Source organism: Brevibacterium sp. FME17 (assembly GCF_014897515.1).
GTDB lineage: Bacteria > Actinomycetota > Actinomycetes > Actinomycetales > Brevibacteriaceae > Brevibacterium.
Genome location: NZ_JABUYD010000010.1, coordinates 81,460 through 98,771, shown reverse-complemented (window position 1 = coordinate 98,771; position 17,312 = coordinate 81,460). Strand labels below are relative to the sequence as shown.

Annotated in this window: 18 protein-coding genes; 9 read left to right on the top strand and 9 right to left on the bottom strand. The window is 61.7% G+C overall.

Annotation, left to right across the window (positions count from 1 at the left end; translation table 11 throughout):
* Window positions 1-28 precede the first annotated feature (28 nt).
* The 7 genes from INT40_RS10965 (at window position 29) to pspAB (ending at window position 7,321) form a co-directional block, all read left to right on the top strand.
* Window positions 29-1,903, top strand: coding sequence for a sensor histidine kinase (locus INT40_RS10965; protein WP_193071251.1), 1,875 nt, complete (start codon window positions 29-31; stop codon window positions 1,901-1,903).
* Complete coding sequence (locus tag INT40_RS10960) at window positions 1,900-3,933, top strand: trypsin-like peptidase domain-containing protein (RefSeq protein WP_193071250.1); 2,034 nt, start codon at window positions 1,900-1,902, stop codon at window positions 3,931-3,933. Before INT40_RS10965 ends, INT40_RS10960 begins: the two co-directional genes overlap by 4 nt.
* Before the next feature lie 180 nt (window positions 3,934-4,113).
* Entirely contained in the window at window positions 4,114-4,401 is a 288-nt protein-coding gene (locus INT40_RS10955; protein WP_101574580.1) for a WXG100 family type VII secretion target, read from the top strand.
* Between the two features lie 214 nt (window positions 4,402-4,615).
* Window positions 4,616-5,362, top strand: a complete 747-nt coding sequence (locus tag INT40_RS10950) for a PspA/IM30 family protein (RefSeq protein ID WP_101574581.1) — start codon at window positions 4,616-4,618, stop codon at window positions 5,360-5,362.
* Window positions 5,359-5,643, top strand: a complete 285-nt coding sequence (pspAA, locus tag INT40_RS10945; RefSeq protein ID WP_193071249.1) for a PspA-associated protein PspAA — start codon at window positions 5,359-5,361, stop codon at window positions 5,641-5,643. The genes INT40_RS10950 and pspAA overlap by 4 nt, the downstream gene beginning before the upstream one ends.
* Window positions 5,644-5,758: 115 nt before the next feature.
* Entirely contained in the window at window positions 5,759-6,670 is a 912-nt protein-coding gene (htpX, locus tag INT40_RS10940) for a zinc metalloprotease HtpX (RefSeq protein WP_101574583.1), read from the top strand.
* Window positions 6,671-6,721: 51 nt separating this feature from the next.
* Entirely contained in the window at window positions 6,722-7,321 is a 600-nt protein-coding gene (pspAB, locus tag INT40_RS10935) for a PspA-associated protein PspAB (protein WP_101574584.1), read from the top strand.
* A 168-nt stretch (window positions 7,322-7,489) separates the two neighbouring features.
* On the opposite strand, the gene INT40_RS10930 is transcribed toward pspAB, so the two are convergent.
* From INT40_RS10930 to INT40_RS10920, 3 genes are all read right to left on the bottom strand, one after another.
* Window positions 7,490-7,702, bottom strand: a complete 213-nt coding sequence (locus INT40_RS10930; RefSeq protein ID WP_101574585.1) for an RNA-binding S4 domain-containing protein — start codon at window positions 7,700-7,702, stop codon at window positions 7,490-7,492.
* Window positions 7,702-8,502 carry a hypothetical protein gene (locus tag INT40_RS10925; RefSeq protein WP_319020859.1) on the bottom strand — a complete coding sequence of 267 codons (801 nt, stop codon included), beginning with the start codon at window positions 8,500-8,502 and terminating at the stop codon, window positions 7,702-7,704. Before INT40_RS10925 ends, INT40_RS10930 begins: the two co-directional genes overlap by 1 nt.
* A 208-nt stretch (window positions 8,503-8,710) precedes the next feature.
* A complete protein-coding gene (locus INT40_RS10920; protein WP_101574587.1) occupies window positions 8,711-9,460 on the bottom strand; it encodes a sulfite exporter TauE/SafE family protein in 750 nt (249 codons plus the stop codon).
* Window positions 9,461-9,512: 52 nt separating this feature from the next.
* On the opposite strand from INT40_RS10920, the gene INT40_RS10915 reads away from it, so the two are divergent.
* A complete protein-coding gene (locus INT40_RS10915; RefSeq protein ID WP_101574588.1) occupies window positions 9,513-10,292 on the top strand; it encodes a DUF1707 domain-containing protein in 780 nt (259 codons plus the stop codon).
* A gap of 55 nt (window positions 10,293-10,347) precedes the next feature.
* On the opposite strand, the gene INT40_RS10910 is transcribed toward INT40_RS10915, so the two are convergent.
* The 6 genes from INT40_RS10910 to INT40_RS10885 all read right to left on the bottom strand — a co-directional run bounded on the left by INT40_RS10910 (window position 10,348) and on the right by INT40_RS10885 (window position 16,361).
* Window positions 10,348-10,731, bottom strand: a complete 384-nt coding sequence (locus INT40_RS10910; protein ID WP_193071247.1) for a hypothetical protein — start codon at window positions 10,729-10,731, stop codon at window positions 10,348-10,350.
* A gap of 93 nt (window positions 10,732-10,824) precedes the next feature.
* Window positions 10,825-12,462, bottom strand: coding sequence for a chaperonin GroEL (gene groL, locus INT40_RS10905; RefSeq protein ID WP_193071246.1), 1,638 nt, complete (start codon window positions 12,460-12,462; stop codon window positions 10,825-10,827).
* A gap of 602 nt (window positions 12,463-13,064) precedes the next feature.
* On the bottom strand, window positions 13,065-13,268 hold the full coding sequence (locus INT40_RS10900) for a cold-shock protein (protein WP_009881874.1): 204 nt from the start codon (window positions 13,266-13,268) through the stop codon (window positions 13,065-13,067).
* A 376-nt stretch (window positions 13,269-13,644) separates the two neighbouring features.
* On the bottom strand, window positions 13,645-14,265 hold the full coding sequence (locus tag INT40_RS10895) for a LytR C-terminal domain-containing protein (RefSeq protein WP_101574289.1): 621 nt from the start codon (window positions 14,263-14,265) through the stop codon (window positions 13,645-13,647).
* 2 nt (window positions 14,266-14,267) lie between these two features.
* Window positions 14,268-14,534, bottom strand: a complete 267-nt coding sequence (locus tag INT40_RS10890) for a DUF3263 domain-containing protein (RefSeq protein ID WP_101574290.1) — start codon at window positions 14,532-14,534, stop codon at window positions 14,268-14,270.
* A gap of 360 nt (window positions 14,535-14,894) precedes the next feature.
* A complete protein-coding gene (locus INT40_RS10885) occupies window positions 14,895-16,361 on the bottom strand; it encodes an aldehyde dehydrogenase family protein (RefSeq protein ID WP_101574291.1) in 1,467 nt (488 codons plus the stop codon).
* A 245-nt stretch (window positions 16,362-16,606) separates the two neighbouring features.
* Between INT40_RS10885 and INT40_RS10880 the strand changes: the two genes are divergently transcribed.
* Window positions 16,607-17,308, top strand: a complete 702-nt coding sequence (locus tag INT40_RS10880) for a uracil-DNA glycosylase (protein WP_193071245.1) — start codon at window positions 16,607-16,609, stop codon at window positions 17,306-17,308.
* The last annotated feature ends 4 nt before the right edge of the window (window positions 17,309-17,312 follow it).

The following is a 17,312-nucleotide window of genomic DNA, read 5'->3' as shown; positions in this document are numbered from 1 at the left end:
GGACAAGCTCAGGCGCTAGATTAATCACGTGGCAAAAGAATCCCGTCCCACCCGCCCCGGCTTCTGGGAAGAATGGTCGCTGACCACCAAGCTGCTGGCCATCATGATGTTGCTCATGCTGCTCGTTCTCTCCGGAACGAGTGCTTGGGTGCTCGAAAATCTCCGCGACAGCCTCGTCGAGCGCACCGATGAGAGACTCATCAATGCCTCGGAGACCCTTGCGAAGCAGGCCTATCAGGATGTGTTCCAGCCTGCCCAGCTGCAAGCGACACAGTCGAGTAAGCATCAGACACCGGATTCGGGTAAGGACAGCCACGGGTCGGATTCTTCGACCGAGACTCCCACCACGATCGATTCGAGCTCGTGGGATGAGCTCAAGAGCCTGATGCCCGAGGGATTCTACGTTCAGTTCTATGACACGAGCGGCAAACCGATCAGCGACCCTGTGGCTCCGGAGTCGGGCAACCGCCCGATCCTGCCGAGGATCAACGAGTCCCAGGTCTACTCACGCGGCGGTGAACCATTCACCGTCACGGGGACCAACTCGAAGTGGCGAGCGCGAGCGATGAAGGTCCAGAACACCGATGTGCTCGTCTCGATCGCGGTGCCCTTCGATCGCGAAATCGACAACATCAACGAACGTGCCCGCAACACGATGATCGGCATCGGACTGTTGGCTCTGGCCTTGGTCGCAGGCGTCGGATACTGGGCGATCAACAACACGTTCCGGCCGCTGCGTGACATTGAGAAGACTGCTTCACGGATCGCAGCCGGTGACCTGAGTCAGAGGGTGCCGACGTTCCCTCGCAACACCGAGCTCGGCCGCCTCTCGGGTGCGCTGAACACGATGTTGGGCCGCATCGAGGATTCCTTCGACGGACAGACGCGATCGGAGAAGCGCATCCGCCAGTTCGTCTCCGACGCCTCGCACGAGCTGCGCACACCGTTGGTCACCATTCGCGGCTATGCCGAGCTCTATCGGCAGGGTGCGATTACGAAGTCAGATGACATCGGCAACGCCATGGAACGCATGGAGTCCGAAGCCAAGCGGATGGGCGTACTCGTCGACGACCTCGTCGTCCTCGCCCGTCTCGATGAACAGCGACCTGCCGAGATCGGGCCCATCGACCTCCATCGAATCGCCCGCGACGCCGCCGCCGACGCGGCTGCCCAGGCTCCCGACCGCGACATCAGCTTCATCGGACTCGATGGAGAGGACGCGCAGCCTGTGCCGATGATCCGCGGATCGGAGTCGAAGATCCGTCAGGTCATCATCAACCTCGCCGGCAACGCTGTCCGACACACGCCAGAGCACACGGCCATCGAATTCGCCGTCGGCGTTGTCGGAGGCAGCACCGAGGCTGCTGCGGACTCAGCAGAGTCTGCAAATGGCCAAGGTACCGGCACCAAGACCGGTTCGAACAAGGTGGTGGCGAACGCGAACAAGTCAGCGGCGAAGGACAAGTCCCGCGAGCGCGGATTCGTCACCGGCGGTGTACGCATCTTCCGCCGAGGCGACTCCACCGGCAATGATCAGAGCGACGCTCAGACACCGACCGGCATCGTGCCGGACATGACAGCAGCGGGGTCCATCACCGTCGACGAATCGCTGCGCGGTTTCCCCAACGGGCGAGTCAGGATCGAGGTGCGCGACCACGGCGACGGGATCGACCCCGAGGTCGTTCCTCGGATCTTCGAACGGTTCTACCGCCTCGACGTCTCCAGGACTCGCGACACCGGCGGGTCCGGCCTCGGACTCTCCATCGTCAAAGCGATCGTGGAGAACCACCACGGCTCGATCACAGTGCACCAGACACCGGGCGGCGGTGCAACGTTCCGCATCGATCTGCCCATCTCAGAAACTGAAGACAGCGCTCCGGACGCACGAAAGGACGAGCGATGAGCAGCAACGACCCTAACAATCAGGGCTACAACTCCAACAACCGGGGACGGCACGGGGATCAGGACCACCGCACGTTCCCCACAGATGCAGATGGCTCACGCGACTCCTCAGACGTCCCCCGCAACTCGACTGCAGGACCTCAAAGACCCACAGACGGGTCCCGCCGTTCGGCAGAGATCCCACGCACCTTCCCGAACGGGTCGAACAGCGCCAACGGTTCGAACGGCCCGGCCCGCGTCAGCCCACCCGTCGCGCCCTCGGCCCGACCGACCGGCCCGAACAGCCAGAACAGGCAGAACGGTCCGGACAGCCCGGAGCAGGACCAGGGCCAAGGCGGCAATGCTGGTCAAGGCCAGGCTCCATGGCAAGGACAGGACCCCAGGCAGGGCCAGAGGTTCGATCACAACCAGGATCAGAATCCCCCGCAGGGACAGCCGACTCGCGCTCAGCCCCCTGTTGATGGTTCGAGAGGCCAGACCGGCCAGCCCGGACAGCCAGGCCAGGGACCGAGCCAGAACTACGGCAGCAGCCAGCGCTTTGACCGCAGCCCAGACAATGGCACCAGCAGTCACAACGGCTACCCCTATGCCAGAGCCACCACACCCAACGGACCAGCGCAGGCCGGCCCCAACTCCCCCACTGATGCCAATGCCCCATACGGCACTCCGTATTCTCAGGGTGCCGGACAGCCTGCACTTGGTGCAGGAGTCGGAGTCGCTGCGGGAGCGGGTGCAGGCGCCGCTGCCGGCACAGGCGCAAATGCCCACGGTCATTACGGCAATCAGCCGAACCAGGGCGGGTACCCCGCTTCCGGTTCCGCGGGATTCCAGTCCGGGCCAGGGGGTCCGGGTGGGCCCGGCGCGCCAGGAGGCCCAGGAGGACCGGGAGGCCCCGGGCCGTACGGAAGCGAAGCACCACCTCGGCGAGAGAAGCGGGGACCGGGCTGGGGTGCGACCATCGCCATCGCGTTGATCGCCGCCCTGCTGGGCGGAGGTGCTGCCTTCGGCGGGAGCTACGCGGTCAGTGCCCTCGGAGGGGATGAACCGCGCAAGGTCGCCGGTCAGACGATTGAAACCCCGGACTGGACCGAGGTCGCGAAGCAGACGTCCCAGAGTGTCGTGTCGATTCAGGTCGGCACCGATGGCAAGGTCCAGGCTCTGGGTTCGGGCTCGCTCTACGACGACCAGGGGCACGTCATCACGAACAACCACGTGGTGGCCCCGGCAGACACGCCCTCCGGTGAGATCGCGGTGACGATGAAGAGCGGTGAGACGATGAAGGCCAAAATCGTCGGGCGCGATCCGTCGACCGATATCGCGGTCATCAAACTCGACCAGGTTCCCAAGGACGTCGATCCTCTGCCCGTCGGCGACTCGAAGAAGATGAAGGTCGGAGACCCGGTGATGGCATTGGGCAACCCCCTCGGCCTCGCTGACTCGGTCACCACCGGCATCGTCTCAGCCCTCGACCGTCCTGTGTCGACGGAGAACATCGGCGAGGACGCGACTTCGCAGGAGAAGGAGATGACGATCACGAACGCCATCCAGACGGATGCGGCGATCAACCCCGGCAACTCCGGCGGCCCGCTCGTGGACGGCGATGGCAACTTCATCGGCGTCAACTCCGCTGCCGCCTCATTGAGCCAGGCAGGTGAGGACGGCCAGTCGGGATCGATCGGCATCGGGTTCGCCATCCCCTCTTCACAGGCTGTGATGATCGCCGACCAGCTCATCGCCAACGGCAAGGCGCTGCACCCGTTCCTCGGGATCACGCTCACGGACGGACAGATCAACAGCGGCGGCACCACTCGCGGCAGCGCCAAGGTGCAGTCGGTGCAGTCCGGATCACCAGCAGCGAAGGCAGGCTTCAAAGACGGCGACGACATCGTGTCCGTGTCCGGGACAAAAGTCAACAACGCGATTGCGCTGCGTGCGCTCGTCCGCGCACAGCCGACGAACTCTCCCGTCGATTTCACGGTGATCCGCGGCGGACAGGAACAGACGTTGAAGACAACGCTGGTACTGAAGTAGCACCACTTGAGTGCAGATCGCTGTGGATGGCGATCTGACTCATGTGCGTTGAGGGTGTGGACAGCCAAGCGCTATCCACACCCTCTTTCTCTGGGCTTCTTCCAGCGCGAGCGAGCGGTGATGCTGATGAGAGTCCCGGTCCCTCGTACCGAGTTCCGGTGCCCACCGTCAGGAGAAGTCATGAGTTTCGAAGTCGACGCCGAACGCGTCTCATCTGCAGCCGCTTCCACAGCAGGAACCGCGCGCACACTTGTTGCGGAGTCCAACACGATGCTGAGGAATCTTCTCACCTTGCAGGAGTGTTGGAAGGGAAGCGCTGCACAGAACTTCCAGACAGTCATCAATGAGTGGGAGGGCGCACAGAAACAGCTGTTCGAATCGCTGACCTCGATCCACGGGGCGCTCAACACAGCGGCCGCTCAGTACTCTGAGGTCGAAGCCGCGAATTCCCGGCTCTTCGCCCCCTGAGCGCCAAGCCCCCGACAGCATGCCACGGCATGCTGTCGTCGCCGATTCTCGCCTCGATTATCTGTTCGAGTTCTGTGTCCACGTCTGGCAAATTGTCAGCCTTTGTTAGTAGGCTGATAGCGATAGTTCGCGGCGGTGCTGACAGGGTTTCTCCAGGTACGGAGACGATCGGTCTGTAGCGTCGGGTCAAGACCAATGCAGGAGTCGACTACGGATGAGCATCTTCCAAAGGATCGCGGCGATCTTTGGCGCCAAGGCTAACAAGGCACTGGACAAAGCCGAGAACCCCAATGAAACCCTCGATTATTCATATCAGAAGCAGCTTGAGCTGCTGCAGAAGGTACGCCGCGGTGTTGCCGATGTCGCCACCAGCCGCAAGCGCCTCGAACTGCAGATCACTCAGCTCGAACAGCAGCAGTCCAAGCTCAGCGGTCAGGCCCAGAAGGCCATGGAGATGGGCCGCGAGGACCTCGCTCGTGAGGCACTGACCCGGAAGTCCGGTCTTGACCAGCAGATCACCGATCTGCAGGGACAGCACGAGGGCCTCCAGGGCGAAGAGCAGAAGCTGACACTGGCATCACAGCGGCTGCAGGCCAAGGTCGACGCCTTCCGCACGCGGAAGGAAACGATCAAGGCCACATACAACGCGGCGGAGGCACAGTCGAAGATCGGCGAAGCCTTCTCAGGCATCTCCGAAGAGCTTGGTGACGTCGGCCTCGCCGTCCAGCGCGCCGAGGACAAGACGGCTTCGCTCCAGGCACGGGCTGGTGCCGTCGACGAACTGATCGCTTCGGGCGCACTCGAAGATGTCACCGGGTCTTCGAAGGATGACATCAGTTCACAGCTCGATGCGCTCTCCAGCGAAAACGATGTCGAGATGGAACTCAACCGGATGCGTGATTCGCTGCCAGCCTCGTCGAACAAGCAGCAGCAGTCGCTTGAAGGCGAGGAGCAGCAATGATTATCCGCATCATGGGCGAGGGCCAGTACGATGTCGCCGACGTCGACCAGAACCTGATGCAGAAATACGACAACCAGGTCGAAGACGCCGTCAACGTCGGCAATGAAGAAGCCGCCAGGAACGCTCTGCACGCCCTCCACGACTATGTCGTCACAAACGGCAAGGCTGTCGACAACGACTACCTGGGTTCGAGTGAGGCCGTTATACCGTTCGTCGATGCGACCCTGCAGGAGATCACGGAGCTCCTCACCGGTGAAGGCTTCATCCCGGATCCAGCGTGATCCGCACAGCCTGATCCGCACTGCTTGACCAACACATCTTGATATCGAAGGCTCCGGCCCATTGCCTTCACCCAAGGCTGTGGGCCGGAACTGCCAGACCCAGAGAGGAACCACGATGAAGAATCGCTTCGTCAAGGACAACGGGCTCACCATGCGCATGGGGTGGACGATCTTCCTCAACGGACTCATCTATGTGGTCCTCATTCTGGCCATCTGGTGGATCTTCGGACAGAGTATCCCCGGGGTCATCTTCGCTGTGCTCATCAGCGCGGGCGCGTTCTTCTTCCAATGGTACTTCTCCGACAAGATCGCGATGAAGGCCATGGGAGCACGGGAGGTCTCCCCCGAAGAGGCCTCCGAACTGCACACGATGGTCGACCGGCTCTGCCAGCTCGCCGATTCGACCAAGCCTCGCGTCGCGGTCTCGAACTCGGCAATACCCAACGCCTTCGCCACCGGCCGTTCGCCGGAACGATCGGTCGTGTGTGTGACTCGCGGACTGCTTGAAAAACTCGACCGTGATGAGGTCGAGGTCGTGCTGGCGCACGAACTCTCCCACGTCGCCCACCGTGATGTCACTGTCATGACCGTCGCCGGGGTCACCGGAGTCCTGGCCGCACTGATGATGCGCGCCGGCTACTACATGAGCTTCGGACGGTCGAACAACAACAACGGCGGTGTTCCCATCCAGCTGGTGTTCCTCCTCGTCGGGGCCGTCGTCTACGGTCTCTCGTTCCTCCTCATCCGCAGCCTCTCGCGCTACCGCGAGCTTGCCGCAGACAGGGCAGCAGCCATCCTCACCGGCGCGCCCTCGACGCTGGCTTCGGCACTGACGAAGCTCAGCGGGGACATGAGCAAGATCCCGGAGAAGGACCTACGTTCTTCAGCCTCGGCCAACCACCTGGCTCTCATTCCCGCAGTCAGCGGCAAGGCAGCCCTCGGACAGCTCTTCTCCACTCACCCCTCGCTGGACAAGCGGCTGGCACAACTGGCGAGGATCTCCGGGCAGCTTTCACAGCAGCAGTGACGATCACTGAGCTGACCGCAATCGCACCGACCGACATCCACTAGGAGTTTCATGGGTTTCTTCGACGCGCTGTTGGGCCGTTCCAAACCGAAACGGGCCAACCTCGACGACCTCTTCGCACTTCCTCCAGCCGCGCTGACGCTCGAAGCTGCAACAGGCTTCAAGCCCACCGGTGTCGGAGCAGTGGCGTTCCGACAAGTCGAGGGCGCGGCGTTCCAGTCCGCTGAGTCCGAGAGCATTGCCCTCATCAGCTCCGACCCGGCCGCGAACGTGTCACAGCGCAACGATGGCTTCGGATACACCTGGCAGGTCGTCTCCGACACCGACGCCGAGGTGGTCAATCTCGTGACTAATCTGCACGCTGTGAATTCGGCCCTGGTCAGCCAGGGCTTCGATACCATGCTGCTGTGCTCGACCGTCTACTTTGCCAACCCGGATGGGCGCCGCCTGGCACTGGTCTACCAGTACAAACGCGGCACGTTCTATCCGTTCGCACAGTCGGGTGCCAAGCAGCGAGACAATCCTCTTGAGATTCAGGTGCGCGGTGTGCTGGCCAACGAACTGCCGTTCGAGGATGACACTTCACGGTGGTCGGCGCTGTGGGATGCACCGGGGCTCAATGACTCCCCCCAGTCGAACGAAGAACACTGAGCGTTGAGCGTTGAGCGCTGAGCGCTGAGCGCCCAAGAAACCTGATACGAAGAAGGGACGTCCCCGCGGGGACGTCCCTTCTGCAATGTCTGTCTGTATCAGTTCGTATCAGTTCAGCTGTGTTGCCTGCAGCGGTTCAGCGACCGATGCGACGCTGGTTCGTGAGTCCTATTCGGTCGCGACCTCGATGACCTCACCCAGAGCTTCGACAGTGTCTCCGGGCCGAATTGTGGCACCTCGGCGAGTTTCGACCTCACCATTGACCACGACTTCGCCGTCGGCGATCATGTCCTTGGCCATCGCGCCATGTTCGGCGACGCCATGGAGTTTGAGCAGCTGACCAAGTTTGATCGACTCGCCGCGGATCTCAATTGTCTCCATCAGAATATGTCTCCCAGATCGAATCCGTCGCCTCCGAAGAGACCTCCGCCATCGCCGCCATCTCCGCCGAAGAATCCGCCGCCGTCACCACCAGCATCGCCACCTCCGGCGTCACCGCCAGCCATGTCACCGCCGCCGTCGCCATCCCAGCCACCGCCGCCCATACCGCCGAACATCATCGACCCCATCAGCACACCGGGCAGAAGCCCGGAACCTGCGTAGGAGTTGAAGTATCCGCGGTTGTATTCGGCGTAGGCAGGACCTGCTTCCCAGTAGGCGCGGCGAGTGTGTCCGTCAGCGGTCACGACCTTGCGCACCGCAGGATCCGCACCCACCGCGACGCGCTCGGCGTCGGCAGCGCAGACAGGGACGGGTCGCAACTGACCACCGGCTGGCGCCCAGTCGATGTCTTCGGACGAGGGTCCGTGCTGCGGGTTGAAGAAGCATGGAGGACGGCGCACGGGCAGCGGCTTGCCGTCGACACGAGCGCGCACGCACTTGGCGGCATAGCGGCCGTCTTCGAGAGCCTCGGTGACACTGCGGATATCGGAGGGTTCGGCGACATTGTCGAGCGTCTCCTTCGCAACGTCATAGGAGTCAAGTGCCTGTTTGTAATCCTGCGAGCCACCGGTGTCGAGTTCGACTCCAGCGGTGAGGACATCCAGTTCGGCGACTTCTTCGCCAAAGGACGTCACGTCTTCTCCGGCGGTCTTCGTCACCTGCTGGAGCTCGGAGGCTGCGAGTTCCTTCTTACGTTGTTTTTCCTTGCGGTAACTGACGAAGAAAATGGTGCCGAGCACCACGAGTACTATCAGGAATACTGGTCCCACGATCTATGCCTCCCAGCAGAATGAGTCACCATTTAGTATGCCGGACGAATCTGACAAGCGACTGAACCGAACCCTTGTGTCGGCTCAGTTCTCAAGGTCCGACACCACTCTCCGATGAAGAGTTCAGCTCATTCGCGGCAGGATCCGGCAACCACTTCACGATGAGTCAGGACTGCTTTCAGCTCAGGTGGCTCAGCCCCTTGACGAGGGTTGCGGTTCCTCCGCCGAGAGCGAGGATGATCATGGCAATCCGAGCGGTCGAGGCTTCGACCTTCTTCGACAGCCAGTCTCCGCTGACAAGTCCGGCGATGAGGACCGCAGCGATCCCGATCCACACGGGTGCCGCCAGCTGCGGCCATGCACTCTCGTCGAATACGGCTTTGAAGATGACCGCCGAGGTTGTCCCGACGACGAGGAACGGCTGCAGGGTTGCGGCGAATGTCCGCTGATCCCACCTGGTCAGGACGGCATAGGCGCTGACGGCAGGACCGCCCGTTCCCGCAGCCGCCGACATCGTGCCGGAGAGGAGACCGGTGGTGAATTTAGTGCCGAAGTTCGCGGGCATCGTCTTGCCTGTCCGACCGATGACCATGGAGCTGATGAGGGAGGCGATAATGAGCGCGCCGATGAGTATCTGCAGTGGTGGCGCCGGGAGTGCCGCGGCCAGGAGAGCTCCGGGAATCGTGCCGATGACGGTCCCCAGCGTCAGCTTCCAGAAGGCTCCCCAATCGGCCTCTCGCCAGGTGCGGGCGAAGACGGTACCGCTGGCCACGATGCCGCAGATGTTGACGAGCACCACACCGGAGAACGGGTCGAGCAGAAGCACGAGGAATGGGCCGCTGACCAGGCCGAATCCCATTCCGGTCACCCGCTGCGAAACTGCGCCCACGAACACCGCGAACAAGATGAGCACGACGACGGGTTCCATTTGCTCAAGTCTAGTTCAGACCGCTCATCCGGGCGGGGTTACAGTAAGAGTCATGAACAGTTCCCCTCTGTGGTCACGATTCAGCGCGGATCCGCGTGCGCATGGGCAGGTGCGCGCCTCCGATGCCGATCGCGCTGTCGTGACCGATGTGCTGTCCGAGGCGTATGCCTTGGGCCAGATCGATGCAGAGGAGTTCGATGAGCGCAGCGAGGCTGCCAATCACATGAAGACCTTGGGAGAGGTCCCCGATCTCGTGCAGGATCTCATCATCGCCGAGGCTGGCGAGCTCGACCCGGGGGAACTCGACGATTCCGCTCGTGCCCAAGCTCTGGCCCGGTTGAACGCTGATCGTGTCCCGATCACTCCCGAACAGATCGATGCGGCCGCACAGAAATATTACAAGGACCGTGTGCGGGCCGCGCTCCTTGGAATGTTCGCGGGACCTGCAGGCGTGACGCTGGCGATCTGGGCCGCCACCTCATTCGCCCAGGGGAGGCTGATCTTCTTCTGGCCGATCTTCGTCATTCTTCCGATGCTCTTCGGCGCGATCTCGCAGATCTCCAACAAGCAGAGCCTCATCCGCAAACGCAAGCGCGAGCTGACCAAGCGGGCTCGAGCTCACTTGGGTGATGCTGAGGCCAAACGTGAACTTGAGGCGCATAAGACGGGCTTGGAGGACGAGGATGAGGACTTCGGAGACACATTCGGCAACGGATTGCAGCCTCCGCACCCATTGGCTCCCCCATTTTCACCGGGGCATGAGTCGACGCGCGATGAAATGCGCAGGCGTCGGGATGAACGCCGACGTCGACGCAGAAACCCCTGGGACTGACAGAACCGAATCGCTTCGGTCGTAACCATTCGCGAGGAACGAACCGTCAGAGCCGTCAGAGCCGGAAGGTCCGAATCTGAGCGAATTCCTCTGCCTTGTTGTTTCGGAACCAGAACGTATCCGAGAAGTAGCCGATGTCCTCCCCATCACTCGAATACTCCCACTGCCCCCAGGCAGCACCAGCCTTGCCGTGAGTGATGGCCGCCTCCAGATGACCGGCCACTGGGTTCGAGGCGCAGAGACCCAGCAGTGCTGCGACGACCTCGTCACGGCCGGTGCTGGTCTCGACTCCCCCGCTGCCGACGATCTGGAGTACGCAGTCCTCGGCGACCACCTCGGCGAGGGCCGACTCATCGCCTATGAACAGGTTCTCTTCGAACCGGGCCACGAACATGTTCTTGGGACTGTTCGCGCAGGACTCTGTGCCGGTGAATGTCATGGCACTCAGGCTACGGGAAGGACGCTGGACATAAAAGAACCGTGCCGGCACCCTTTCGGGCACCGGCACGGCTCTTCGAGCGAAAAGGGCTGATCAGAAGCCCATGCCGCCCATTCCGTCCATACCGGCAGCAGCTGCGTCAGCACCTGGTGCAGCCTTCTCAGGCTTGTCGGCGACAACCGACTCGGTGGTCAGGAACAGACCGGCGATCGAGGCGGCGTTCTGCAGGGCAGAGCGGGTCACCTTGACCGGGTCGTTGATGCCAGCGGCCAACAGGTCCTCGTACTCACCGGTTGCGGCGTTGAGGCCGAATCCGGCTTCGAGGTTGGCGACCTTATCGGCAACCACACCGGCTTCGAGGCCGGCGTTGGTGGCGATCTGCTTCAGCGGAGCTTCGATGGCAACCTTGACGATGTTGGCACCGGTTGCTTCGTCACCCTCGAGTGAGAGGTTGGCGAAGGCGGTCTTGCCCGCCTGGATGAGCGAGACGCCGCCACCGGCGACGATTCCCTCTTCTACAGCAGCCTTGGCGTTGCGCACTGCATCTTCGATGCGGTGCTTGGTTTCCTTGAGCTCGACCTCGGTCGCAGCACCGGCCTTGATGACTGCAACACCGCCGGCCAGTTTGGCCAGACGTTCCTGCAGCTTCTCACGGTCGTAGTCCGAATCCGAGTTCTCGATCTCGGCACGGATCTGTGCGACCCGGCCTGCAATCTCCTCGGCGTCTCCGGCACCTTCGACGATGGTGGTCTCGTCCTTGGTGATGACGACCTTGCGGGCGGTGCCCAGCAGTTCGGTTGTCACGTTGTCGAGCTTGAGCCCGACTTCCTCGGACACGACCTGACCTCCGGTGAGGATGGCGATGTCGGCCAGCTGAGCCTTGCGGCGGTCTCCGAAGCCAGGAGCCTTGACGGCCACGGACTTGAAGGTGCCACGGATCTTGTTCAGCACGAGAACCGCGAGAGCTTCGCCCTCAACGTCTTCGGCGATGATGAACAGCGGCTTGTTGGACTGCTGAACCTTCTCGAGGACGGGCAGCAGATCCTTCACGTTCGAGATCTTGGAGTTGACGATGAGGATGTAAGGATCCTCAAGGACAGCTTCCTGGCGATCAGTGTCGGTCACGAAGTAACCGGAGATGTAGCCCTTGTCGAAGCGCATACCCTCGGTCAGTTCGAGCTCGAGTCCGAATGTGTTGGACTCCTCGACGGTGACGACGCCTTCCTTGCCGACCTTGTCGATGGCCTCGGCGATCAGTTCACCGATAGCAGGATCTCCAGCGGAGATACCGGCGGTAGCGGCGATCTGTTCCTTGGTCTCGATGTCGATGGCGTTCTCGAGCAGGACACCGGTGACGGCTTCAACAGCCTTCTCGATGCCACGCTTGAGGCTGAGCGGATCAGCACCGGCTGCCACGTTGCGCAGGCCTTCGCGAACGAGAGCCTGAGCCAGAACGGTAGCGGTGGTGGTGCCGTCGCCTGCAACGTCGTCAGTCTTCTTGGCGACTTCCTTGACGAGCTCAGCGCCGATCTTCTCGTAGGGATCCTCGAGTTCGATCTCCTTGGCAATGGAGACACCATCGTTTGTGATGGTGGGTGCGCCCCACTGCTTTTCGAGCACGACATTGCGGCCGCGTGGTCCAAGGGTTACCTTGACCGCGTCAGCAAGCTGGTTGAGACCCGCTTCGAGTCCCCGACGAGCTTCTTCGTCGAATGCAATCATCTTTGCCATAGTGGCTTAGATCCTCCCTGATGGAGTGGAGTGGGAATCCAGCGCAGTCGTCAACGCCCGCGACGGCAGAGAGTATGCCCGCATGTTCCATTCCACATATGGACAACGCTCTCGAGACGACTGATGAGAAACCCATGGTTTTCACCACTACTAGATTTAGCACTCTCCCCATGCGAGTGCAAATATTGAGGGACTCGCCGAGGTGGCTCACCGCCCCCGATCCCTGTACCGGCGCGGTTTCGGCTCAGCGCGAAACCGCCGGGGCGTGTGGTGGGCGTCCGTGAAGTGGTCGTCCGCAGAGGAGCGGTCGTCCGCAGAGGCGCCTTCTGTTTGCGCCTTCGTCCGCTGGCAATTGCACACTCTGAGTCGGATTGAGTTGGTTGCAAACCAACTCAATCCGACTCAGACGGTAGAGACAATGCTCGCCGTTGCCCCGAGCTCTCGGCATCAACCCGGGCGCTGACTCATACGGGCCTCAATCGGCCCCAGACAACTGAAAAGCGCCAAGCAGTTGCCTGCTTGACGCTTTCCCCACTCGGAGGGATTCGGGCCTTGGCCGTGATCCCGCCGAAGCGGATCAAAAGACTTTACGTACGTGAGTCTCAGAGGAGGGTGACGGATTCCGCCTGAGGACCCTTTTGTCCTTCTCCAACTTCGAACTCAACCTGCTGGCCCTCTTCGAGAGCGCGGTAGCCGTCCATCTGGATTGCGCTCCAGTGAACGAACACGTCCTGGTTGTTACCTTCCAGGGTGATGAATCCATAGCCCTTTTCGGCGTTGAACCATTTGACGGTACCTTGTGCCATTACTTCTCCATACAGTGCAGTGTCATTGACATTCCGTCACCCCATTGCGACCGGTCTGGCCGCGCTGCGGACAACGGAAGCTAGTAAAACTCAACCGACCCCGCGATTTCTCTCATTGACCTCTAGAGAATGATCTCGGTGAAGTACGAATAGAACACAAGGGCAGTGCTTGCCTAGCTGATGCAACTCTACCCCAGGGGCGGACAGGTCCCCCGAGCACTCAACACTGTTATCGATTCGTTATACAGCTGCCGTGGAAGAGTTCACTTCCGCGCGAATCCGCGCTTCGACGGCCGGCGCGAAGCCGTGCGAAAAGCGCTCGGCTATCAAGGAGAGCTGATTCCGGCCCCACCACTTCAGCTGTTGCCTGACCGCATCAGTTGTTGTCGGTGACACCGGCTGTGCCGGATTCTTCGCCGTCCTCGTCCGAGCCGCCTTCGCCCGAACCGCTCTTGCTGGGTTCGGGCCCGCGCTCAGCGATGTCCGAGCAGATGACGACGGTGATGTCAGCATCGAAGTCCGTCGACGCTTCCGTGGCCTCGATGCCGAGCGCATCGGCGACCATCTTCGCCTGAGCCTTGTTCGCTTCGTCCGAATAGTAGACCGTGGACACGTTCAAACCGGTCGAGTAGTTGCCGACCTGGCCAATGCCCCACCCCTTCTCCTCCACTGCCTCGGAGAACTTCTTCGCGACTCCGGAGACTCCGGAACCGTTGAGGACATCGACCTTCAATGAGGAATCGGCGACGCTGACTTCGCTCTCGCTTGGCGATGGACTCGCCGAGGCGGTCTTATCGGATCCGGATTCGCCGACGTTTGACTCGGGGTCCTTCATCGACGAAGTGATGATGTTGATGGCCGCAACGACCAGCAGAACGGCAACAAGGGCGAGGATGATGACCAGTGCGATAGCACCGACATTCGACTGCGCTGAGGAGTCCAGTCGATGGGCTCCGCTGCGCCGGCCTGTTTCGATCTCGTCGAATTCGTCAGTCATGTCTACCTCGAGACGCGGGCTTGTGCACGCTCACTCTGGCGCGTGGTGCGGATGCGACGCAAGCGTTTGACCAGCATCGGGTCACTGGCAAGGGCGGCAGGGTTGTCGAGCAGGGAATTGAGGATCTGGAAGTAGCTGGTGGCAGACATGTCGAACCGTTCGCGAATCGCATGGTCCTTGGCTCCACCGTATTTCCACCACCGCCGCTCGAACTCCAAAACGGACACCTCGAGCTCGCTCAGTTCGGGGGTGCCTGGGTTCTGCGGCATAGGGGTTGTGCTCCTTCGAAAAGAATCGTTGCCTCTATATTATCGCCCGGAGGACAGGACTGAAATTCCCGGCGCGCCGTCTTGCCTCTTCCGACAAGGCTCCTCGCTTCTAACAACACGACACAAAGCCACTGCCGGTGTTGTCGATCGTGGCTCCGGCCGACGGCACCGATCCGCGGCCCAACTGGCAACTCCGATCCGTGGCCCAACTGGCAACTCCGACCCCCGACTCCGGCAGGAAACCAGTTGACCCACTCTGCTGAAGGTGGCTCTCCCCCAATGGGTGAGCCACCCATCGCAGAGTGGGTCAGCTGTGCCGACTGGCGGTCCTCAGCGGACCACCTGTCAAATCTGATCTGATCAGCGGATGCGGATGTTGACCTGCTTGATCTGGGTAAAGCCTTCGAGCATGCCCTCGAGCGAGGCCTCACGACCGAAGCCGGAGGTCTTCATCCCACCGTAGGACTGTCCGGCCAGCTGGCCGCCGCCCTGGTTGACCTGGACCCAGCCGGATTCGATCCGGTTGGCCATGGTCAGTGCGGCATCGACGTTCTTCGTGAAGACGAACGCGGCGAGGCCGAATTCGCTGTCGTTGGCCATGTCGATGACCTCGTCGACGTCCTTCCATGGAATGACCGAGAGGACGGGGCCGAAGATCTCTTCCTGGCTGGTCTGCCATTCGTTCTTGGCCTTGGAGAAGATGACGGGTGCGTGGTAGAAACCGGGTTCGCCGACTTCGAGTGAGTCAGTTCCGTCGTAGGCGATCTCAACGCCGTCCATCGACTTGCCCATCTCGATGTAGTCAGACACCTGGTTGAACTGCTTCTCGTTGATGATGCAGCCGATGTCGGAGTCTTCGTTGCGAGGGTCTCCGACCTTCATCTTCGATACAGCATTGACGAGCTTGGACAAGAAGTCGTCGTAGATGTCCTCGTGCAGGAACAGGCGTGAGCCCATCGTGCAGGACTGGCCTTGGCGTGCGAAACGGGTCGAGAGCAGCACCTGTTGGAGGGTATCGTCGTCGTTGGAGTCGGGGAAGACGATGTTCGGGCTCTTGCCGCCGAGTTCCATCGAAGAATGGGCGAGGCGGCCGCCTGCCAGTTCAGCGACGTGACGGCCGACGTTCGTCGAGCCGGTGAACGAGACCTTGTCGACGTCGGGGTGGACGTTGAGGGCCTCGCCGATGACCGAACCCTTGCCGGTGACGACGTTGAGGACGCCCGCTGGAAGGATGTCAGCGAGCAGTTCGGCCATCTTCAGAATCGTCAGCGGTGCATCTTCGGCGCATTTGAGGACGATCGTGTTGCCGGCGGCCAGCGCGGCCGGGGTCTTGAAGGCGGCGATCATCAGCGGTGAGTTCCACGGCAGGATTCCCGCGACGACGCCCAGCGGCACACGCTTCGTGTACTGCAGCTGTCCGTCTCCGGCTGGCAGCGTGTTGCCCTTTACCTCACCGGCGACTCCGCCCATGTAGCGGAACAGGTCGGCCAGGATGACCGTCTCCGGTCGCGCTTGGGTACGGATGGCGTTGCCGGTGTCGATCGCGGTCAGCTGGGCCAGTTCCTCGGAGGCGGCGTCCAGTGCGTCCGCGCAGCGGATGAGCATCTTCTGGCGTTCCTTGAACGGCAGCGCAGCCCATTCGGGGAATGCTTTTCGGGCGGCTTTGACGGCCCGATCGGCATCTTCTTCCTTGCCATTGGCCACAGTGGCGATCACAACGTTGCGATCAATGGGGGTGATGACGTCTTTCCTGTCACCGTCGGCAGCTTCGACCCATTCTCCGCCGATGAACATCTTCCAGTTCGTGGCCTCGGGAAATTGCGACATTGTGATCCTTTCACCTACTCAGTTCTGCGATGAACTCCTTTGATCGAGCATATCGCCTGCCCCCGTCCGAACAGAACGTCGGGACGGTAGGCGATGATGCACACCTCATCTGCGTTATGTGCACATCGGCACCTGACCGACCACTCATCGTGGCAGCCACCAACCATCGATCGTGGCGGCCACTGCCCATCGATCGTGGTAAGCATCGATCGTGGTAAGCACCGCTCGTCGGTAGAATCGCGGCCATGACGTCCACCGCTGAACTGACGAAGATCATGTCCCCCGATTGGGCCGAGGCGCTGTCCGGCCAGGCCGATCGGATCCACGCCATGGGCGATTTCCTACGGGAAGAGGTCGCCGCCGGGCGCAGTTATCTGCCCAGCGGAGACAAGGTGTTCCGTGCCTTTGCTGATCCCCTCGCCGAGGTGAAGGTGCTCATCGTCGGTCAGGATCCGTATCCGACCCCGGGACATGCGATCGGTTTGTCCTTCGCCGTCGATCCCGAGGTGCGTCCGCTCCCCCGGTCTCTGACGAACATCTTCAAAGAACTCAACACCGACTTGGGCATCGCTCCAGCCTCCCATGGCGATCTGCAGGCCTGGTCGAGGCAGGGAGTCATGCTGCTCAACAGGGTGCTCACCGTCGCTCCGGGCGAAGCCGCCTCCCATCGCAAGCGCGGCTGGGAGGCCATCACCGAACAGGCGATTGCCGCACTGGTCGACCGAGATCAGCCGGTCGTTGCGATTCTCTGGGGTCGAGACGCGAGGAGTCTGGCCCCGATGCTGCAAGCAGGTCGCGCCGAGGTCGCGATCATCGAATCCGCACACCCCTCACCGCTGTCAGCCAGCAGAGGCTTCTTCGGATCCCGGCCGTTCTCCCGCACGAACGAACTGCTCGAACAGAAGGGCCTGACGCCCATCGACTGGAGCCTCCCGCCCCAGAACTGATGCC